Source organism: Rhodococcus sp. PvR044, from assembly GCF_040548995.1.
Classification (GTDB): Bacteria; Actinomycetota; Actinomycetes; order Mycobacteriales; family Mycobacteriaceae; genus Rhodococcus_G; species Rhodococcus_G oryzae.
The window spans coordinates 230,560-250,393 of the sequence record NZ_JBEPSX010000004.1; the positions used below are offsets into that span (position 1 = coordinate 230,560).

Here is a 19,834-nt window from a genome sequence, read left to right on the forward strand (position 1 = left end):
GACAACGTCGTTCCGTACCGTGGCGGTCGACCGCAGGGTGGTGCCTTGGCAGAACGGCCAAGGCACCACCCAGGTGGTTGCATCGACCGGCCAGTGGCGGGTGAGCATCGCCGAGGAACCACTCGAGTCGAGGTTCTCGGTCATCGAGGGGTTCGACCGATTGATCACCCCTCTCGGCTCGGTATCCCTCGAACTCACGGGGCCGCCCTTCGTCGACCTACCGGGCTCGGCCGATGCGGTCACCGTGGTGCGCCACGTCGTCGAGCCGTTGCACACCTTGGCTTTTCCTGGCGAGTGGGCGCCGGCATCGCGGGCATCGTCCCGTACCCGGGCCCTCAACGTGATGGGGAGGCGGGGAGAGGTCGACATGTCGGTGGACATCGGTTCCGCCGAGATCCCCGATCCCGGTTCGGTCCGGATCTGTCTCGATCTCGTGACCGAAGCGGCCCTGATCGTGCCGCCCGGCGAACCGATGCCGTCGGTGAGTCAGGGAAGATGCGCGATCATTTCGATATCGCCCTCTGAGGCGCAGTAGTTTCGAGCCGGGCAGACGGGCCCGAAACCTGGAAATCCTCGGCTCGACGCGGCGGCAGGCGCTCGCGTCGAGCCGAGGACGTATGAGGGGTCGGGCTCAGTGCAGCCGAGTGGCCAGCGCGGTGGTGACGATCCGGTGGATCAGTCGCGCCGCGGTCCGCGCTGTGCGGTTGTCCACGTCGAGAGCGGGATTCAGCTCCGCGACATCGAGCAGCCGCAGCTTGCCGCTCCGTGCCACCAGATCACACACCCGCTGGATCACCTCGAGCGGAACACCGAACGCGGCCGGGGCGCTGACCCCCGGGGCGACCGCGGCGGGCAGCACGTCGAGATCGATCGTCAGGTACAGGACGTCGACCGCGTCGAGGAAGTCCTCGACGAACGCCTCCACGGCAGGCAGGTTCGCCGCCGTGCAGTCGTCGTCGAGAAGGTGCCGCACGCCCAGTTCGGCCGCCGTCGCGAAGAGCGCCGCGGTGTTGCTGGGTTGCGCGATGCCGAGCACCGCGTAGTCGAGGGCTCGGCCCAGCGCGGTTTCGCGGTCGGCCATCTGCCGGAAAGGAGTTCCGGAGCTCGGCCGCGGGTCGCTCCGCAGGTCGAAATGTGCGTCGAGGTTGAGCACGCCCAGGCGTGCGCCTGATGCGACGGCCGCCGAATTCGCGATTCCGAGATAACTGCCGTAGGCCACCTCGTGCCCGCCGCCGAGGACGGTGACGAGGCTCCCGGCGTCGAGCAGGCCGGTGACGGCCGAGCCGAGCCTGTCCTGGCCGCCTTCGAGATCCTCGCCGACGACCTCGACGTCACCGGCGTCGAACAACCGCACCGGGGTGGCGAGCGACATCGACGCGAGCGCCCGGCGCAGCGCCGCCGGGCCGTCGGCGGCGCCCCGGCGGCCCTTGTTGCGGCGCACCCCCTCGTCGCTGCGGAACCCGATGAGAACGCCTGCACCGGAATCGGTTCGGTCCTCGAACGCTGCGACGGCGCCGTGCCAACGCAGGTGTTCGGCGCCGGGTCCGTCGTCGCGTCCCGACCAGGCTGTGGGGGCAAGGTCCACGGTGGTCATCGTCGGTATCCGTCCTTCCAGATCTCGCGCACCAGCGCCACCCCGGGCCGGTAGGCCAGGTGCAGATGGGACGGGGCGTCCAGTGCGATCAGATCGGCTCGCGCGCCGACCCGGATGTGCCCGATGTCGGTGCGCTGCAACGCCGCGGCACCGCCGGCCGTCGCGGCCCACACAGCCTCGGCCGGGCTCATGTGCATCTCCCGCACCGCCAGCGCGATGCAGAAGGGAATACTGGTGGTGTAGCAGGTTCCGGGATTGCAGTCCGCGGCAAGCGCAACGGTGACGCCGGCATCGAGAAGGGCCCGAGCGTCGGGGTACTTGTTGCGCGTGGAGAAGTCGGCTCCTGGCAGGAGCGTGGCGACGGTGCCACCGGCCGCGAGCGCCTCGACATCGGCGTCGGTGGTATAGGTGACGTGGTCGACGGACGCGGCCTTCAGCTCGACCGCCAACTGAACGCCTGCGCCGTAGCTGAGCTGATTGCCGTGCACCCGCGGGGTGAGCCCGGCGGCGATGCCGGCCTCGAGTACGGCCCGCGACTGGTCGGCGTCGAACGCGCCCTCCTCGCAGAACACATCGATCCACTTCGCGTGCGGCGCACACTTGGGGATCATCTCGTCGACAACCATCCGCACGTAGTCGTCGCTGCGACCCGCGAACTCCGGCGGTGTGACATGCGCGGCGAGCAGGGTCCGCTCCGTGGTGTGTGCGGAGGCGACCTCGAGGCTGCGCAACTCATCGGGAACCGACTGCCCGTAGCCGGATTTCGTCTCGATCGTGGTGGTGCCCGAGTGCAGCGACTCGGCGACGAGCCGCGCCACGTTCGCGCCCAGTTCGGCGTCCGAGGCGGCCCTCGTGGCGGCGATGGTGGTGCGGATGCCGCCCGCTCCGTACGGGGCGCCCGTCATCCGCGCCTCGAACTCCTCGGCACGTTCGCCGCCGAAGACGAGATGGGCGTGACTGTCGACGAACCCGGGCAGGGCGGCCCGGCCCCGGAGGTCGTACCGGGATCCGGCACTGCCCTCCGGGATCCGGGAACGGGGGCCCACCCACTGGACGAGCCCGTCCCCGAGGACCACCGCGGCGTCGTGGATCAGGCCGAGCGGGCCTGCACCGGACTCGGGGTCATTGGTGACCAGGGTGCCGATGTTGTCGATGACGGTCCACCGGCCGTCCTGCCCGGGTGCGTCGTACACGTTTACGCCTCCTGCATCGGGATGCGAACGCCGCGCTCGGCCGCGACCTGGGTCGCGTGCTCGTATCCTGCGTCGGCGTGCCGGATGACACCCATGCCGGGGTCGTTGGTGAGCACCCGCTCCAGCTTCTGCGCGGCCATCTCGGTGCCGTCTGCGATGCACACCTGACCGGCGTGGATGGACCGGCCCATCCCGACGCCGCCGCCGTGGTGGATGGACACCCAGGACGCGCCGGAAGCGGTGTTGACGAGGGCATTCAGCAGCGGCCAGTCGGCAACGGCGTCGGAACCGTCGGCCATGGCCTCGGTCTCCCGGTACGGCGAGGCGACCGATCCGGAGTCGAGATGGTCGCGGCCGATGGCGAGCGGCGCGGAGAGTTCCCCGGAGGCCACCATCTCGTTGAACTTCACACCGGCCTTGTGGCGGTCGCCGTACCCGAGCCAGCAGATGCGGGCGGGCAGGCCCTCGAAATGAACCTTCTCGCCCGCCATGGTGATCCAGCGCTTGAGGTGCTCGTTCTCGGGGAAGAGCTCGAGAATCGCGCGGTCGGTGGCCTCGATGTCCTTGGGGTCGCCGGAGAGGGCCGCCCACCGGAACGGGCCGAGGCCCTCCTCGAAGAGCGGACGGATGTAGGCGGGAACGAACCCGGGGAACTCGAATGCCCGGTCGTAGCCGCCCTTTCGGGCCTCGTCGCGGATCGAGTTGCCGTAGTCGAAGACCTCGGCGCCCGCGTCCATGAATCCGACCATCGCCTCGACATGTGCGGCCATCGACTTCTGGGCCTCGGCGGTGAAGTGTTCGGCGTCCTTCTCGGCCATCTTCTGCCAGTCCTCGAGCGCGATTCCGACCGGCAGGTAGGACAACGGATCGTGGGCGGAAGTCTGGTCGGTGACGATGTCGATCGGGGCGCCCATCGCGAGCAGGGCCGGGAAGACCTCGGCGGCGTTGCCGACCAAGCCGATGGACAGCGGCTTGCGGGCATCGCGCATCTCGACGGCCAGCGCGAGGGCGGCGTCGATGCTCTCGGCCTTGGTGTCGAGGTAGCCGTGCGCGATCCGGCGGTCGATGCGGGTCGGGTCGACGTCGACGCAGATGGCGACGCCGTCGTTCATGGTGACCGCGAGCGGCTGCGCTCCGCCCATGCCGCCCACACCTGCGGTCAGGGTGATGGTCCCGGCGAGGGTCCCCCCGAACCTCTTGCGCGCCACCGCGCCGAAGGTCTCGTAGGTGCCCTGCAGGATGCCCTGGCTGCCGATGTAGATCCAGGAGCCGGCCGTCATCTGGCCGTACATCATCAGGCCCTCGGCCTCGAGCTTGCGGAACTGCTCCCAGTTCGCCCAGTCGCCGACCAGGTTGGAGTTGGCGAGCAGGACTCGCGGAGCCCACTCGTTGGTGCGGAAGACCCCGACGGGCTTGCCGGACTGCACGAGCATCGTCTCGTCGGACTTCAGTGTCTGCAGCGTGCGGACGAGGGCGTCATAGGCCTCCCAGTTGCGCGCGGCCTTGCCGGTGCCGCCGTAGACGACCAGGTCGTCGGGACGCTCCGCGACCTCCGGGTCGAGGTTGTTCATGAGCATGCGCAGGGCGCCCTCCTGCTGCCAGCCGAGGCAGGTCAGCTCGGTGCCGCGCGGTGCCCGGACCGGCCGGGGTCCGGTGGGGGAGTGATTGGTCATCCTGGGTCTCCTGACGATGTTGTGTGACCCCATGACACATCCTCGGCGCTACGCGGAACAGTGCCTCCTTCGATGATTCTCGGATACGAGACACGTTGCCGTTGGCGAGTCCGATCCGGCGGCGAGCAGCGGGCCGATAGACTGGGCGGAAACGAGATGCCCTCGAACGGGCGGGATGTGGACGGTGGCGAGGGTGGCGATCGACGAGTCGGACGTGGCGTCGCTCTACAGGGCCCGCGGGCACGAATCCGCGCCCGCATATCAACGGGTCAAGAATCTCATCGCGGAGCAGATCGTGTCGGGCCGTTGGCCTGAGGGAGACCAGCTGCCGTCGGAGAATCAACTCGTCAACTCGCTCGGGTTGTCTCGAATGACCGTCAACCGGGCGTTGCGCGAACTGAGCGCCGACGGGCTTGTCGTGCGACTCATGGGCGTCGGCACCTTCGTCGCCGAAAGAAAGGTCAGCTCAGCGCTTTTCGAGGTGCGCAACATCGCCGACGAGGTGACGCACAGGGGACACCGGCATCGCAGCGAGGTGGACCTGCTCCGCGCCGAGCCTGCCGAAGCGATCGTCGCGCACCAGTTGGGGGTGCCGGACGGGAGCCCGGTGTTCCATTCGCGGTTGGTGCATTTCGAGGACGACCTGGCAATCCAGGTCGAGGACCGCCACGTCAGCCCGGAGATCGCACCCGAGTATCTCGATCAGGACTTCACCGCTCAGACACCCAACAACTACCTGATGTCGGTCGCGCCGCTCGGCCGTGGTGAGCACGTGGTCGAGTCGGTGCTCGCGACCGCGGAGGAGTGCCGGCTCCTGGGGATCGACGAGGCCGAGCCGTGCCTGCTCATTCACCGGCGCACCTGGTCCGAGGGGCGGTTGGTGAGTACCGCGCGACTCGTGCACCCCGGCTCCCGCTACCGGCTCGAGGGCACCTTCGAGACGCAGTGAACCCGGAGCGGCCGCGGTGAGCCGCGGCCGCTCGCACCGGCGGCGATCGGCTCAGACGCTACCGACCAGGCTCCGGATCTGGCGCACCGCAACGGACATGGCCGCGACATCGACGGACGAGTTCTCGAAGATCGCGTCGAGGGTCGATCGTGCCCGCAGGATGCGGGTGGAGTTCCGCACCTCCCAGCGTCCGATCATCTCCGCCGTGGATTCTCCTGCGCTCGCCGGGTTCCCGAGTAGGTCCAGGCACAGCGCCCGCAGGGAGCCGTAGAGCTCGTCCCGCATCGCAAGGCGGGCAAGGGAGTTCCATCGGTTGTCGTACGACAGTCTCGACACCGACTGCAACAGATGCACGGCGCCGAGATGTTGGCTCAGTGCGTAGTACAGCTCTGCGACGTCCGGCACGTCCCGGCCGCTGACGTCGGCCACCTCGATGATGTCGAGCAGGCCGAACTGATCGAGCAGCAGGTGAACGCGGGCCGCCAGATCGTGCGGGACACCGGCGTCGACCGACGCGGCGACCCGCGCGTGCAGGTCGGCAAGCTCTTGTCCGCGAAGCCAGTCCGGGACCAGGTGCGCGTGCCGGACGAGTCGGGGCGCGAATCGTTCGACCTCGGCGCCGATGTCGAGGGGCTGCGGCCGGTTGGCCAGCAGCCAGCGCGAGGCCCGGTCCAGCACCCGCTGGGTGTCGACCACCAGGGCATCGGTGACGTCCGTCGGCAGCCCGCTCTCCGCGATGTCCGCCCACAATCGGTTCAGGTCGAAGATCCGGGCCGACGCGACATGGGCGCGCACGGCGTCGGATCCGATCGCCGCCGAGTCCTCCGCGAGGCGGAACGCGAAAGTGATTCCGCCGTGGTCGATCACGTCGTTCGTCAACATCGTCGCGACAATCTCGCGGCGTAGCCGGTGTGAGTCCAGGTGGTCGCCGAATCGGTTCCGCACGGCGTCCGGGAAGTACGCACGCAGCCGGTCGCGCAGCGCAGGATCGTCCGGCAGGTCACCGGCCAGCAGTTCGTCCTTGACGGCGAGCTTGACGTGCGCCATGAGGGTGGCCAGTTCCGGAGAGGTCAGCCCCTGGCCGTCCTGTGCGCGCCGAGACAGCTCGCGCTTGTCCGGTAGCGCCTCGAGCGCGCGGACGAGTCCGCGTTCGTTCTCCAGCCTTGCGATCATCCGGGCGTGGACGCCGAGCGCGGAGGCGGCAGTGGATCGGCTCACACCGAGGATCCGATTCTGGGAGCGGTTGTCTGCCAGTACGAGTCGGCTCACCTCATCGGTCATCGACCGCATCAGCGCGTCCCGTTCACCGGCAGCGAGGTGGCCGGACGCGACCATGCCTGCGAGCAGGATCTTGATGTTGACCTCGCGGTCGGAGCAGTCGACGCCTGCCGAGTTGTCCAACGCGTCTGTGTTGATGCGGCCTCCGGCGCGGGCGAACTCGATGCGACCGAGCGGGGTCAGCCCCAGATTCCCACCCTCCGCGACGACGCGGGCGCGTAGGTCGCGCCCGTCGATGCGGACCCCGTCGTTGGCCTTGTCTCCCACCTCGGCGTGGGATTCGGTGGAGGCCTTGACGTAGGTGCCGACGCCGCCGTTCCACATCAGGTCCACCGGGGCGCGCAGGATCGCGTCGATCAGTTCGGCGGGAGCGAGCGCGGTGACGCCGTCGGAGAGACCGAGAGCGCCCCGCACCTCGGGGCTGACCGGGACCGACTTCACCGAGCGCGCCCACACCCCGCCGCCGGGGCTGATCAGCCCGGGGTCGTAGTCCGCCCAGGAGGAGCGGGGCAGGCCGAACAGTCGACTGCGTTCCGCAAACGACGTCGCCGCGTCCGGCGCGGGGTCGAGAAATATGTGACGGTGGTCGAAGGCGGCGACCAGTCTGATGTGCTCGCTGAGCAGCATGCCGTTGCCGAACACGTCGCCGCTCATGTCACCGATGCCGACGACCGTGAAGTCTTCACTCTGGGTGTTGCGGCCCATCTCGCGGAAGTGACGCTGCACGCTTTCCCAGGCGCCGCGTGCGGTGATGCCCATCGCCTTGTGGTCGTAGCCGACCGATCCGCCGGAGGCGAACGCGTCGCCGAGCCAGAATCCGTACTCGGCGGCGACCTCGTTGGCGATATCGGAGAAGGTGGCGGTGCCCTTGTCCGCGGCGACGACGAGATAGGTGTCGTCCGCGTCGTGGCGGACTGCGTCGCGGGCGGGAACGACCGAGCCGGTGGCCGGGTCGATGTTGTCGGTGACGTCGAGCAGGCCGGCGATGAACTGCCGGTAGCACGCGATGCCCTCGGCCAGGTTCGCGTCGCGATCGGTCGCGTCGATGCCCGTCGGTGCGGGCGGCTGTTTCACGACGAAGCCGCCCTTGGCGCCGACCGGCACGATGACCGCGTTCTTCACCGCCTGCGCCTTGACCAGTCCGAGCACCTCGGTGCGGAAGTCCTCCTTGCGGTCCGACCATCGGAGGCCGCCGCGGGCAACGGCGCCGAACCGCAGATGCACGCCTTCTACTCGTGGTGAGCAGACGTAGATCTCGAATCGTGGTCGGGGGTGGGGGAGCTCGTCGATCCGTTGCGGATCGAACTTGAACGAGAGCAACGGCGAGGTGCCGCCGTGGGCGAAATAGTTGGTGCGCAGGGTGTTTCGGATGAGGTTGGTGAAGGCCCGCAGGATGCGGTCCTCGTCGAGGCTGACCACACTGCCGAGCGCATCGTCGAGGCGGCAGGTCAACGCCTTCTCGATGCCCTCGTCGTTCGTCGCCGGGTCGAAGCGGGCCTCGAACAGCTCGACCAGCAACCGTGCGGACTCGGGGTGTGCGGTGAGGACCTCCGCGATCCGCACCTGGCTGTACGGGAAACCGGCCTGCCGCAGGTACTTTGCGTACGCCCGGAGCATCGACGCCTGTCGCCAGGTCAGCCCCGCGCGCAGTACCAGGTGATTGAACGTGTCGACCTCGGCGTCACCACGCCATGCGGCGGCGAAGGCCTCGGTGGAACGGGCAGCCATGCCGGTGTCGGCCGGAACGGGATCGACGTCGAGGGTGAGGCCGAAGTCGTAGATCCAGCACGGACTGCCGGCCGAGTCGCTCATCGGGTAGGGCCGCTCGTCGAGCACCTCGACACCGAGGGACTGGATCACGGGGAGGATGCGGCTGAGCGAGACGGCCTCTCCGTCGATGTAGAGCGTGAGGCGCAGTTGTCCCCTGGCCGCGCCCGTCGGCGGGTGAAGGGCAACCTCGAACGAATCGGTCCGCAGCGCCTCGATCCGGGTGACGTCCGCGGCGGCGCGCGCGGGGTCGAAGTCGTGCTTGTAGGCCTCCGGCAGGGATTCGATGTAGGACTTCGCCAATACCGGATCCGCCATCCGGTCGCGGAAGTCGTCGTCCCAGGCCTGCGTCATCGTCGGCTTCTCCTCGTGCGGCAGCAGTTGTATATACAGGACTATACAACTCTGTGAGCTGCCTCACAAGGGTCGAATCGTGGCTACCGCCAGCTCAGCGTGGGGAGGGGACGTGGCCCGAGATGTGCGAGGTCAGACGCTCCGCGCCGGTCATCAGGGTCTGGCCAACGGCATCCGGTTCGGGATAGGCCAACTGCTTGCGCCAGGTGGTGCTCAGGGCCGCGACGGCACGGCCGTTGTGATCGAAGACGGCGGTGCCCACCGACCGCAGGCCCGTCGTCACCAGGTCCACCTCCTCTGCCCACCCGCGCGAGCGTGCATCGGTGAGGGTGCGTCGCAGTTCGGTCAGCGTCCGCGGGCCGAGTCCGGTCCGTGTGATGAAGTCCCCGCGCCGGGAGTACAGCGCCTTGACCTGGGCGTCGGGCAGGGCCGCGAGGATGGCGCGCCCATTGGCGGTCAGGTGCGCGGGGAGCCGCACCCCGATGTCGGTGATCAGTGAGACCTCGGCCGCGGGTCCGGACGTGGGGCGTTCCTTGAGGAGATAGACGGTCTCGTTGCCGTGCAGGATCCCCAGGTGCACGGCCTGTCCGAGCTGCATGGCCAGCCGGTGCAGGATCGGCTGCGCGAGCCGCTCGAGTGGTTCGTGGCGCAGGTACGCCGAGCCGATCTCGAATGACGTCACCCCGAGCCCGTACGCCTGCTCGCCGGGCACGTACACCACGAATCCGCGCTCTACCAGCACCGACAGGATGTGGTAGACGGACGAACGGGGTAGATCCAGGTCGCGGGCGAGGGCGGCCGCTTGCACCGGACCCGGGCGCTCCGCGAGTCGCACCAGGATGTCGAGGGCACGTCCGACCGCAGGCGATGCGCTGGAACCCGCTGGCTTGACCACCCAGCTGATTCTGCCAGCGGCGTCGTCGGAACGTCACCGCGACGCGGGCCGATGAACGGCGGGGAAACGACAGCGGAACGGTTCGTGTACGTCTAGGGTCATCTGGAATTTGTCCCTACCGCACCTGAGGTGGCTTGTGTCTTTTCCGCCCACCAACGTTTCCCGCCGCGCCTTCCTGGCCGGCCTGTCCGTGCTCGGCGGCGCGACCCTGCTGCCCGCCGCGGCGAACGCCACCCCCGTCCTCCGCCAGGCCCCCGATGTCGGGGCTGGGCTGATACGCAACCCCGAGTTCGGCAACGGAGTCATGGCCGGGGTGCCGCGCACCGACGGCGCGACGTTGTGGACGCGCGTCGGCGCGGCGGGGGGTACCGGCAGCCTCGAGACCGGCAGCCTCGGCGGCGGCAGTGTCGGTGGCAGTGCCGGCGGAAGTGCCGGTAGTAGCGGCGCGGGCGGTGAATTGGCGTTGGTCGTCTCGAGGCGGGAGGACCTGTCGAGCCCGGTGCTCGCCGAACGGGTTCAGGTACGTGAAGACGCCGACGGCACAGTGCATTTCGATGTGAACGGACTGGCTCCGGGGGAGACCTACTACTACCAGTTCCGGGGTAACGGAGGCGAGTCGCCCGTCGGTCGGTTCCGGACGCTGCGGCCGGCCGATTCCAACGAGCCGGTCCGCATCGGCTGGTTCACCTGCCAGGGCTTCGAGGAGGGCTACTACGCGGCGCACCGGCATCTCGCCGAGGAGGACCTCGACTTCGTCGTGTGCCTCGGCGACTACGTGTACGAGTTCACCAAGCCGGGCGTCCGGGGCGTCACGACCAACCCGTTCCCGCAGACCATCGACGCCATGCGGGACAAGTACCGCCAGTACCGCACCGACGCGAACCTGCGGCAGATGCACAGTCAGCACGCGTTCATCCCGATCTGGGACGACCACGAGTTCCGCAACAACTACAGCAAGGACGGCTGGACGTTCCCGGTGATCTCGCCCATCGAGGGCGCGGTCGGGTTCCAGCAGAAGAAGCAGTGGGCGTGGCAGTCGTGGTTCGAGCACATGCCGGTTCCCCGTTTCGCCAACGACCCGACGCGCACGTACCGCTCGCTGCGGGTGGGCAAGACGGTGGAGCTGTTCGCGCCCGACACCCGGCAGTACCGGGACCGGCAGGCCTGCGGCGACTCCCTGGACCACATCGTGTGCGCCGAGGCCGACGCGGCGGGCCGGACCATGCTGGGCTCGACGCAGAAACAATGGCTGCTCGACGGCATGACCAGGTCGGACGCCCGCTGGAAGGTGGTGGCGAACGCGAACATGATGATGGGCATGGTGGTGGCGGACAACGGCACCCGGGCCTACATGGACACCTGGGACGGCTACGGCGCCGAGCGAGCGGAGATCCTGTCCACCGCGGCCCAGTCGGTGGACAACCTGGTCCTGGTCACCGGCGACGACCACGACGGCTGGGCGGGCGAGCTCTGGGACACCGGGTTCGCGCCGGGCACGCCGAGCGGCGCCCAGGCCAACGCGCCCGGGACCCGGCGCGCGGGTGTCGAATTCGTCGTCCCGTCCGTCACCTCCGCCAACACCGCGGACGGCGGCTACACCAGCAGCAGTGACAACACCGGCGGGGCGCGCGCCGAGGAGGTCAACCGGCGGGACAAGAACCCGCACGTCAAGCACGCCGACATGGTCAGCCACGGGTACGGCGTCCTCGAGGTCGACGCGAGCGAGGCGCGCTTCCAGTTCCGGACGGTGGACAAGCTGAACCCGAACTCGGGAGTGGAGACGACGAAAGCGCTGCGCACCCCGGCCGGGCAGTCGGTGATCGAGACCCTGTGACCCGCCTCGACAGGTGACAAATGCGCAAAGGCCCCGCCGTGAGGCGGGGCCATTGCGCATTTGGAGGCGGGTTGTCAGCGCAGACGGCCCGACCCGCTTCCTCTCACGTCCGTCAGATGATGGCGCCTTCGAAGAGCACGCTGTACAGCCCGCCGATCACGAACGCAGCGACGTAGAGCGGTCCCCTGATCGGATCGCCTGCATTCGCACCCGCCTGAAGCCAATTCATGATTTCGATTGAACCCATGTCCCCCACGCTCCTCGTATAACGCTGACAATGTCCGGCGACGGTGTCGCCGCGGGCCGACCTTACCGGTAGCGGCCCCGTGGTGAGGCCGAATTCCGGTGTCAGGCAGCCTCTCCCAAGAGTCCCGACGTCACGGCACGTGGAACGTGGCGAAACCGGGAGTGACGATCCCGGCCACCGGGTTGACAACGACGACGACCTGACCGATCCCGGTGTTCACCGTCGCCGCGGCCGGGATCCCGTTCAGACCGTCCGACAACTGGGTGGTGCCGGTCGCGCCGGACGACAGGTTCATCCACTGCACCTGCGAGGAGAGCGGGCAGCCCCAGCCTCCCGGATTCCCGCCGGTGATCACCACGGATCCGGGCTGGGCGCCGACCACCGCCGCGCATCGAGCCGCGGGAGCGTCGAAGCTCCCGTTCGGATTCCCGTATGGGGACGGATTCACCTGAAACGGAACGGTCACCGGAGCCGCCGCCGCAACCCCCGCGGTCGACAACCCCAACGCGGCGACAGAGATGGCACACATACCGAGCTTGCGAGCGAGCTTCACAACAGATCTCCTGCAACGCTAGAGGGCCCGACCCTGACACGACCCACCGTATCGCGCGCGTACTGGACGGTCCGCATGTTGACGGGGCCGGAGTGTCCGGAGACACTGCCGTAAGGCCGGAGTGGGCCGCCAGCACGAGGGAGGTCCCGATCGATGCCGATGCAACAAGCGCAGGCTCGGATGTTCCTGGTCATGCTCCGTCGGGAGGTCGAAGACCTTGCGGCAGGTATCGAAACCGCCGAGGCCGACGCGGTCCTCGCCCGGCGCTCCGGCAACCTCGACCGTCAGGCCGAACTACTCGTCAGAGCAGGGGCGCTGGATCGGCGCATGTACGAGATGCACCGCATGATCGCCAGGCTGCTGAAGCGGTTCCCCGACGTCGACGACCTCGCGCCCGAGCCCGCCTGACCCAGATCCACAGCGAGATGAGTGCTCACGCGACACGGGTCGGCGCGCGACGCGTGTACCGAGCCCCGAACGTCGCCTGCACCTGGATCCACTGCGCAAGCACCTGGCACCCGGTGAGCCCGCCCGCGTCGAGCGGTTCGGTGGCATAGGCGACGTGCCGACCGCCCCGCGGATTGCTCATTCGCACGCGGCCCCAGGTCATGCGTGCGGGCAGGTAGCCGAGCACCTCGAGTGCGGCGGTGCGCAGGCGCCGCAGGTCCGTGCGCCACTGCCTGACGCTCAGGCGGGTCTTGGTCGCGTTCTGGAAGCTGTTGTTCCGGAGCAACTCCCATAGCTTGCCCAGCCACGTGCTGGGTTCCCGGAGCGACATCCAGCGCGTGAGGTCCGCGATGTCGCGAACGAAGCTGTCGTCGCTGGCATTGCAGATCATGTCTTCGGGGTGTCCGACCCAGAGGACGGGGATCGAGTCCGGTGTCGCGGGCCCCGGCCCGGCGACGCCGTGCCCGCGGCAGCCCGGCACAGCGCCGTCCGGCTGCTCGGGGTCGGAGATCAGCCCGACCGCGGCGATACCGCCCGCGGTCAGGTCTCCGGCGGCGATGTGCCCCAGCACCTCGCGGATCACCGTGCAGCCCTGCGAGTAGCCGATCAGCATCACCGGGCCGTCGGTCTCCGCAACCGCCTCGATCACCCTGCGCACGCCGACGGCGGTGCTCTGCCGGTAGCTGAGCCCGCCGACGGCGACGGGGCCGTACGAGGCGGGGTAGCCGACCCAGCGTGCGACGAAGCGGCCGTCGAGCGTGTCGGTGACCTCGCGCAGCAGCCCGGACACCTCTGTGCGGCGGTCGTCGGGGTGCGACTCCCCGGTGCCACCGACGGCGAGCACGGTTATCTGCGACATGAGTCCACGATGCCCGCTCCGGGTAAGGATCCGTTCAGGGACGCCTGAGAAGATCCTGGCAATCGGGGTCCGGCGCGGCTTAGGGTCGAGGTCATGACCCGTCCCGCCATCGGTATGGAGTACACCGTCCTGGACTGTCCCGATCCGGGCGCGTTGGCCGCCTTCTACGGCGCGGTGCTCGGATGGGGGGTCACGCGGTCGGACGACCACTGGGTGGTCCTGCAGGGTCCGGGCGCGCTCCGGCTGGCGTTCCAGCTCGCGCCCGACTTCGTCCCGGCCGACTGGCCGGCGGAGGGAGTGCGGGTGCACCTCGACCTGCGGATCGACGACATGGATGCGTCCACGAGGTGGGTGCTCGGCCTCGGCGCGGAGCTCGTCGAGGGACCGGCGGACCACCCGGACTTCGCGGTGTTCCGGGATCCGGCCGGGCACTACTTCTGCCTGTGCCTGAACGACTGAGCGGGGGCGTTCAGCCGGCCTTCGCGAGCAGCGCATCGAGCGCCGCGTAGCTGTCGTTCATGCCGCCCTCCATGCCGGACTGCAGCATGCCGTCGCGCTCGGCGGCGGTGAAGAACTGGCTGTCGATGACGACCTTGGTGCGGCCGTCGCCCAGGTCGACGAACTCGACGGAATCGATGCACGGGTGCGCGGGCATGCCGTCCCACTCGAAGGAGTAGACCAACCGCTCCTTCGGGGTGATCTCCCGGAAGCGTCCCTCGAAGCCGTCGGTTCCGCCCTCGTGGTGCTCGACCAACCGCCAGTGGCCGCCGCGCTCGAAGTCCCAGCGCTCGACGTCGAGCGGGTTCCCGCGGCCCCACCACTGGGCGAGTTGCTCGGGTTCGGTGTACGCGGCCCAGACCCGGTCGCGGGTGGCGTTGAAGACGCGTTCGACATGGATGTCGCGGTCGCCGGGGGTGGACACGGTCGCGGCGGCGGGGGTGTGTTGCGTGGTCATCGTTACTCCTCCATGCGGTTGAGGAACTGTCCGAGACGGTCCAGGCGGCCCTCGATCTCGAGTTGGTGACCCCGGATCCAGGCGAGCTCGCGGTCGAACGGGTTCGTGCCGAGTCGGCAGTGGCGCACGCGGCCGCGCTTCTCGGTCACGACCATGCCGGCTTCCTCGAGGAGGCGCAGGTGCTTCGTGATGCCGGTGAGGGTCATCTCGAAGCGCTCCGCCAGCTCGCTGACCGTGGCGTCCGTCCGGCCGAGGTGTTCGAGGATCCCGCGTCGGGTGGGATCCGAGAGCGCCGCGAACGAGGCGTCGAGCCGTGAATACTGAACCATCTAGTTCAGTATTGCCCGCAGGTCTGGCGGTGTCAATGGTGGGAATGGCGAGACCCTTGGCGGTAGCGTCCCATTCATGACTGAGGCAGTGAAGGGTCCGGCGTCCTACTTTCCGTCGATCGAGAAGAAGTACGGCCGGCCGATCGCGGAGTGGCAGACCATGATCCGGTCCTCGGATCTGACCAAGCACAAGGAGCTCGTCGACTGGCTCAAGGCCGAGCACGAGATGGGCCATGGACACGCCAACGCCCTGGTCAAGTACACCCTCGACGAGGACGCGGCCGGCTAGACCGGCCGCGGACGCGAAGGAGGAGGAGGCGGCGCCGTGCTCCCGCTGTTCGCGTCCGACCCCGCCGCAGGAGCGATCCTCGCGGCGGCGTTCACGGCATTTGTGTTCTCGGAGTTCTGGATCGGGCGTACCCGGCCCGGTAGCGCCGAGCGGGACCAGGACGCGCGCAGCGGGCTCGCGGTCGGGCTGGGGCTGCTGTCCGCCTACGCCGGTGGGCTGGTGATCAGCCTGCTCGTCACGTCGACGGTGATCACCACCGGCGCGGCCTGGTATTTCTTTGCGGGCCTGGCGATCGCGGCCGCGGGTCAGGGCATGCGCCTGCGTGCGGTGTACGAACTCGGAGCCGCCTTCACGTTCAGGGTCCAGGTCGCGCCCGGTCAGACGGTGGTGGACACCGGCCTGTACCGGTGGATCCGGCACCCCTCGTACACCGGCGCGCTGATCTGCGCCCTTGGGTTCACCATCGCGTACACCAACTGGCTCGCACCCCTCGCGGTGCTGGGGCTCGTGCTCGGCTACGTGGTGCGGATCCCGCACGAGGAGCGGACGCTGGCCGAGGGGCTCGGCGACCCGTACCGGCAGTACATGCGCCGGACCAAGAGGCTGATCCCGTTCGTGTTCTAGGCGCCCCACCGGATCCGTCTGCCCTCGGCAGACAAATCGATTCGCCACCGCGCCAAGCGGATACAACGGAATCCATGACCACGACACCAGCCCTGACCTACCGAGACCAACTCACCGATCGACTGTTCCGGCAGCGCACCGTGATGCTGACCGGTGAGGTGAACGACGAGATGGCCGAGCGGGCCTGCGCCGAGATGGTGCTGCTCGCCACGGCCGACGCCGAGCGTGACGTCGTCGTCTACATCAACTCACCCGGCGGCTCCGTGCTGGCCGGGCTCGCCATCTACGACACCATGAAGCTCATCCCCAACGACGTGGTGACCGTCGCGCTGGGGTTCGCTGCGAGCATGGGCCAGGTGCTGCTCGCCTCCGGCACCCACGGGAAGCGGATAAGCCTGGCGCACAGCCGGATCATGATGCACCAGCCGTCTGCAGGCATCGGCGGCACGGCGATGGACATCGCCATCCAGGCCGACAACTGGGAGTACATGAAGCGGCAGTCGGAGGAGATCCTCGCGGCCGAGACCGGCCGCACGGTCGAGGAGATCGCCGCCGACAGCGACCGGGACCGCTGGTTCACCCCCGAGCAGGCCCGCGAGTACGGGATGGTCGATCACGTGGTCGGATCGTTCGCGCAGATCGCGCCGTTCGCGACCGCAGGACGGATGGGGCTGTAGTCATGGCGCAGTACGCGATTCCCAGCGTCATCGAGCGGACCCCGGCGGGCGAACGATCCTTCGACGTGTTCAGCCGACTGCTCAACGAACGGATCATCTTCCTGGGTACCGAGATCGATGACGGTGTGGCGAATGTGGTGATGGCGCAGCTGCTGCACCTCGAGGCAGATGCGCCGGATCGGGAGATCGGCCTGTACATAAACTCGCCGGGCGGGTCGACCACCGCGATGCTCGCCATCTACGACACCATGCAGTTCCTGCGCCCCACGGTGGCCACCTATTGCATGGGCCAGGCCGCGTCCGCCTCAGCGGTGCTGCTCGCCGCGGGCGCGCCGGGGCGCAGGCATGTGCTCGCGCATTCACGGGTGTTGCTGCATCAACCGTCCGCGCAGGGACAGGGCACCATCTCCGATCTCGCCCTGCAGGCCGCGGAGGTGCTGCGGGTCCGGTCGCAGACCGAGGAGATCCTCAGCGTGCACACCGGTCAGGACGTGGCACGACTGCGCAGGGACACCGACCGGGACCGGATCTTCACCGCCCAGGAGGCACTCGACTACGGCCTCGCGGACCAGATCATCGTCTCCAGGGACGCGGCGTAGCGGACGGCGCCGCCGATCAGGCGGCCATCAGCTCCACCCGCGGCGGACCGGTCACCGTGTGCTGACCGGTGCGTCGCGGGGCCGACAGTCGCCGCACGCCCCTGGCCAGCAGGTTCTCCAGCGGCATGCCGAGCGCGTCGCACACCGAGCGCAGCATCTCCGACGACGGCTCCTTGCGTCCGCGCTCCATCTCGGAGAGGTACTGCTTGGACATGCCCACCGTGCGCGCGACGTCGTCGAGGGTGCGGTCCTGATCGCGGCGCTCGTCCCGCAGGATCTCGCCGTAGACCTTGCGCAGTAGGGGAGCGGGTCGGTCGTCGCGGTCCGGGCGTCGGCCCTCGCGTCGCCTGGTGGCGATGTCGACGACGACCGGCCGGTCCGCAGCTGTCATGACCGCAAGCCTGCCACCGGGCCGCGGCGAGAGGCGCGGTTGTTCGCTGAGGGCTGACCCGGCGACGCGTTCGGGCGCCACGCGTGGTGTCAGTGGCGACCGTCCGTTCCTGGGTGGACAATTCGGCGAGAGCCCGGCCGTCGGGCGCAACGGAAACGGAGACCGCAATGGCACCCGAGAGCACGGAGAGTTTCCTCGTGGAACGCTCCATCGACGTCGCCGCGAGCCCGACCACCCTGCACGGCCTGATCGAGGACTTCCGCCGCTGGCCCGAGTGGTCGCCCTGGGAGGTGCTCGACCCCACCATGACCCGCACCTACGGCGGGGCCGACCGCGGGGTCGGCGCCACGTACACCTGGTCGGGCAACCGCAAGGCCGGTTCGGGGTCGATGGCCATCACCGAGTCGGTCCCCGGGCAGAAGGTGGTGCTGGACCTGACGTTCCTCAAGCCGTTCAAGGCCGAGAACGTCATCACCTTCCTGCTGGAGCCCAGCGGTGACGGCACAACGGTCCGCTGGCGGATGACCGGCAAGAAGACCTGGTTCTTCAAGGTCTTCGGGTTCATCTTCAGCATGGACAAGATGGTGGGCAAGGACTTCGAGAAGGGCCTGGCCAAGCTGAAGGCCCTCGCCGAGGCCGGATAGCTCCCGGGCCGGCCACGGCGGGCGCATCGGCGGCGGTCGGTCGGTGATACCTTCCGTCGGTGCCGCGGATGAGTCCCCCTGATGCGCAGACGTACTGGATCTCTACCAAGATCCACAGCGACCAGTTCCTGCTCTACTGCTTCGAGGACCCGGCCGACTCGACGGCCGCGATGCGCGGCTCGCTCCTCGCGCGCGCCGCGCTCGTCCCGGACCTGCGGCTCAAGGTTCGCGAGGTCCCGTTCCACGCCGACTACCCGCACTGGGTCCCGATGGACGTCGGACCCGACCACGTGGTGGCCCATGAGCCGCTCGAGAGCTGGCCGGACTGCCTGCTGGCCGTGGGGGGGCTGCTGACCGAACGCCTGGACTCGCGCGAATCGCCATGGCGGCTGCACCTTTTCGCGGTCGCGCACGGGGCGCCGCGGTGCGGCGACGCACCCGCGGTGGTTGCGGTGCTGCAGGTCGCGCACGCCCTGGCCGACGGGCGAGGCGCCTCGACGCTGGCCCGAGCCCTGTTCGGTGGGCAGGACGCTGCGGTGCGGCGGGCGCCGAGCCCCGCGCCGTGGCGACCGGCCTTGGCGCTCACGCTGGCCGCCGCCCGACTCCCGGCGCAGCTGGCCGCCCTCCTGGCCGCCGCGGTGCCCGCCCACCGGACCCATCGCGACCTCGAGCGCGACACCGCCACGGGGGTGTTGCCGCCGCAGCCGCCGAGCCTCCCCAAGGGTCCGACCAACGCCCGGCCGGACGAGCGCCGGTCGGTGCGGATGGTGGTTCGCGACGCCGCGGACCTGCGCGGGCCCGGCGTCACCGTCACGGTCGGGGCGATGACCGCGATCTCGCTGGCGCTGACCCGGTACCTGCGGGCGCAGGGGAGCGCGGTGCCTGCAGACCTCGCCGCGGAGGTGACGGTCGCCAAACCCGGGCAGGCGCGGTCGCGAAACCACTTCCGCAACGTCGCGGTCGATCTGCATCCCGGCGTCGCCGATCTGCGGGACCGTGCCGCGGCGATCGCCGCGTCGCTGGCAACCCGCCGGACCCGCGGCGAGCACCCGGCCGCGGCGGCCGCGGACCGCGCGCTGCGCTCGGTTCCTGGGCCGCTGGTGCGGTGGGGCGTCGAGCAGTTCGATTTCGGCGCGATCCCCGACACCGTCACCGGCAACACCGTGGTCTCCAGCGTCGACCGGGGTCCGGCCGATCTGTCCCTCGGCGGCGGACCGGTGCGTTTCACTGCCGGCTTCCCGGCGTTGTCCCAGTTCATGGGCCTGACACATGGAGTACACGGCATCGGTGAGACCGTCACGATCGGCGTCAGCACCAGTCCGTCCGTACTGGCCGACCTCGACGCCTACGAGACCATGCTGCACGAGGCGATAGACGAGGTCAGCGCCGCATTCGGGCCAATCGGGTGGCGAGCCGCGCCGTCCCCGGATACCCTGCATTCGGTGTCGGAAGCTCCGGCAGAGCAGTGACGACTCGACGAGTCATCGAAGGAGTACCCAGATGTCGACCTACATTTATGATGCGCTGGTTCCCTACGTCGGACCGGCCGAGGCCGCGAACCTGGCCACCCTGCTGGCCGTCGGACCGTAAGGGCCACACCCAACCTCTCGTGAGGCCCGGTGGAGCGTGCGCTCCACCGGGCCTCACGCATGTCCGGGACAGTCCGGACTTATCCCGAGGCCC

General features: G+C 69.1%; 21 protein-coding genes and 1 pseudogene. 11 read left to right on the forward strand and 11 right to left on the reverse strand.

Going from position 1 to position 19,834, the window contains the following annotated elements:
* Positions 1 to 19: 19 nt before the first annotated feature.
* The gene (locus ABIC28_RS11975; RefSeq protein WP_354579018.1) at positions 20 to 535 is read left to right on the forward strand and encodes a HutD family protein; all 516 of its coding nucleotides are present in this window, start codon (positions 20 to 22) and stop codon (positions 533 to 535) included.
* A 96-nt stretch (positions 536 to 631) separates the two neighbouring features.
* Here ABIC28_RS11975 and hutG read toward each other — a convergent pair whose 3' ends face one another.
* Genes hutG through hutU form a run of 3 tightly spaced genes read right to left on the reverse strand, consistent with a single transcriptional unit; the run spans position 632 to position 4,460 of the window.
* Positions 632 to 1,594, reverse strand: coding sequence for a formimidoylglutamase (hutG, locus tag ABIC28_RS11980; protein WP_354579020.1), 963 nt, complete (start codon positions 1,592 to 1,594; stop codon positions 632 to 634).
* A complete protein-coding gene (hutI, locus tag ABIC28_RS11985; protein WP_097212596.1) occupies positions 1,591 to 2,787 on the reverse strand; it encodes an imidazolonepropionase in 1,197 nt (398 codons plus the stop codon). Before hutI ends, hutG begins: the two co-directional genes overlap by 4 nt.
* Before the next feature lie 2 nt (positions 2,788 to 2,789).
* The gene (hutU, locus tag ABIC28_RS11990; protein ID WP_097212595.1) at positions 2,790 to 4,460 is read right to left on the reverse strand and encodes a urocanate hydratase; all 1,671 of its coding nucleotides are present in this window, start codon (positions 4,458 to 4,460) and stop codon (positions 2,790 to 2,792) included.
* 175 nt (positions 4,461 to 4,635) lie between these two features.
* Between hutU and hutC the strand changes: the two genes are divergently transcribed.
* A complete protein-coding gene (gene hutC, locus ABIC28_RS11995; protein WP_097212594.1) occupies positions 4,636 to 5,409 on the forward strand; it encodes a histidine utilization transcriptional repressor HutC in 774 nt (257 codons plus the stop codon).
* A gap of 51 nt (positions 5,410 to 5,460) precedes the next feature.
* Here hutC and ABIC28_RS12000 read toward each other — a convergent pair.
* Together ABIC28_RS12000 and ABIC28_RS12005 are read right to left on the reverse strand one after the other, a co-directional pair.
* Positions 5,461 to 8,802 (reverse strand): annotated as a pseudogene (locus tag ABIC28_RS12000) (NAD-glutamate dehydrogenase); the annotation flags it as partial.
* Positions 8,803 to 8,902: 100 nt separating this feature from the next.
* The gene (locus tag ABIC28_RS12005; protein ID WP_097212592.1) at positions 8,903 to 9,703 is read right to left on the reverse strand and encodes an IclR family transcriptional regulator; all 801 of its coding nucleotides are present in this window, start codon (positions 9,701 to 9,703) and stop codon (positions 8,903 to 8,905) included.
* Positions 9,704 to 9,839: 136 nt separating this feature from the next.
* Between ABIC28_RS12005 and ABIC28_RS12010 the strand changes: the two genes are divergently transcribed.
* A complete protein-coding gene (locus tag ABIC28_RS12010; protein ID WP_269589407.1) occupies positions 9,840 to 11,537 on the forward strand; it encodes an alkaline phosphatase D family protein in 1,698 nt (565 codons plus the stop codon).
* Positions 11,538 to 11,649: 112 nt separating this feature from the next.
* Here the strand turns inward: ABIC28_RS12010 and ABIC28_RS12015 are convergent, their stop codons facing one another.
* On the reverse strand, positions 11,650 to 11,784 hold the full coding sequence (locus ABIC28_RS12015; RefSeq protein ID WP_257017544.1) for a hypothetical protein: 135 nt from the start codon (positions 11,782 to 11,784) through the stop codon (positions 11,650 to 11,652).
* Positions 11,785 to 11,914: 130 nt separating this feature from the next.
* A complete protein-coding gene (locus ABIC28_RS12020) occupies positions 11,915 to 12,313 on the reverse strand; it encodes a hypothetical protein (protein WP_179800612.1) in 399 nt (132 codons plus the stop codon).
* Positions 12,314 to 12,490: 177 nt separating this feature from the next.
* Here ABIC28_RS12020 and ABIC28_RS12025 point away from each other — a divergent pair, with 177 nt between their 5' ends.
* The gene (locus ABIC28_RS12025; RefSeq protein WP_179800606.1) at positions 12,491 to 12,745 is read left to right on the forward strand and encodes a hypothetical protein; all 255 of its coding nucleotides are present in this window, start codon (positions 12,491 to 12,493) and stop codon (positions 12,743 to 12,745) included.
* 25 nt (positions 12,746 to 12,770) lie between these two features.
* Here ABIC28_RS12025 and ABIC28_RS12030 read toward each other — a convergent pair whose 3' ends face one another.
* The gene (locus tag ABIC28_RS12030; RefSeq protein ID WP_097212588.1) at positions 12,771 to 13,643 is read right to left on the reverse strand and encodes a PE-PPE domain-containing protein; all 873 of its coding nucleotides are present in this window, start codon (positions 13,641 to 13,643) and stop codon (positions 12,771 to 12,773) included.
* Between the two features lie 93 nt (positions 13,644 to 13,736).
* On the opposite strand from ABIC28_RS12030, the gene ABIC28_RS12035 reads away from it, so the two are divergent.
* The gene (locus ABIC28_RS12035) at positions 13,737 to 14,102 is read left to right on the forward strand and encodes a VOC family protein (protein ID WP_269589404.1); all 366 of its coding nucleotides are present in this window, start codon (positions 13,737 to 13,739) and stop codon (positions 14,100 to 14,102) included.
* Between the two features lie 10 nt (positions 14,103 to 14,112).
* Here the strand turns inward: ABIC28_RS12035 and ABIC28_RS12040 are convergent, their stop codons facing one another.
* Both ABIC28_RS12040 and ABIC28_RS12045 read right to left on the reverse strand, forming a co-directional pair.
* Complete coding sequence (locus tag ABIC28_RS12040) at positions 14,113 to 14,598, reverse strand: SRPBCC domain-containing protein (RefSeq protein WP_097212586.1); 486 nt, start codon at positions 14,596 to 14,598, stop codon at positions 14,113 to 14,115.
* Positions 14,599 to 14,600: 2 nt separating this feature from the next.
* Positions 14,601 to 14,927, reverse strand: coding sequence for an ArsR/SmtB family transcription factor (locus tag ABIC28_RS12045; protein ID WP_097212585.1), 327 nt, complete (start codon positions 14,925 to 14,927; stop codon positions 14,601 to 14,603).
* A gap of 76 nt (positions 14,928 to 15,003) precedes the next feature.
* Here ABIC28_RS12045 and ABIC28_RS12050 point away from each other — a divergent pair, with 76 nt between their 5' ends.
* From ABIC28_RS12050 to ABIC28_RS12065, 4 genes are all read left to right on the forward strand, one after another.
* Entirely contained in the window at positions 15,004 to 15,216 is a 213-nt protein-coding gene (locus tag ABIC28_RS12050; protein WP_097212584.1) for a DUF4287 domain-containing protein, read from the forward strand.
* A gap of 36 nt (positions 15,217 to 15,252) precedes the next feature.
* Entirely contained in the window at positions 15,253 to 15,840 is a 588-nt protein-coding gene (locus ABIC28_RS12055) for a methyltransferase family protein (RefSeq protein WP_354579027.1), read from the forward strand.
* Between the two features lie 74 nt (positions 15,841 to 15,914).
* Entirely contained in the window at positions 15,915 to 16,517 is a 603-nt protein-coding gene (locus ABIC28_RS12060) for a ClpP family protease (protein WP_097212582.1), read from the forward strand.
* 2 nt (positions 16,518 to 16,519) lie between these two features.
* Positions 16,520 to 17,116, forward strand: coding sequence for an ATP-dependent Clp protease proteolytic subunit (locus ABIC28_RS12065; RefSeq protein ID WP_354579029.1), 597 nt, complete (start codon positions 16,520 to 16,522; stop codon positions 17,114 to 17,116).
* Positions 17,117 to 17,132: 16 nt separating this feature from the next.
* Here the strand turns inward: ABIC28_RS12065 and ABIC28_RS12070 are convergent, their stop codons facing one another.
* A complete protein-coding gene (locus tag ABIC28_RS12070; protein ID WP_354579031.1) occupies positions 17,133 to 17,507 on the reverse strand; it encodes a helix-turn-helix domain-containing protein in 375 nt (124 codons plus the stop codon).
* Between the two features lie 167 nt (positions 17,508 to 17,674).
* Here ABIC28_RS12070 and ABIC28_RS12075 point away from each other — a divergent pair, with 167 nt between their 5' ends.
* Positions 17,675 to 18,151 carry an SRPBCC family protein gene (locus ABIC28_RS12075; protein WP_354579033.1) on the forward strand — a complete coding sequence of 159 codons (477 nt, stop codon included), beginning with the start codon at positions 17,675 to 17,677 and terminating at the stop codon, positions 18,149 to 18,151.
* 68 nt (positions 18,152 to 18,219) lie between these two features.
* Complete coding sequence (locus ABIC28_RS12080; protein ID WP_097212579.1) at positions 18,220 to 19,620, forward strand: WS/DGAT domain-containing protein; 1,401 nt, start codon at positions 18,220 to 18,222, stop codon at positions 19,618 to 19,620.
* Positions 19,621 to 19,834 lie beyond the last annotated feature (214 nt).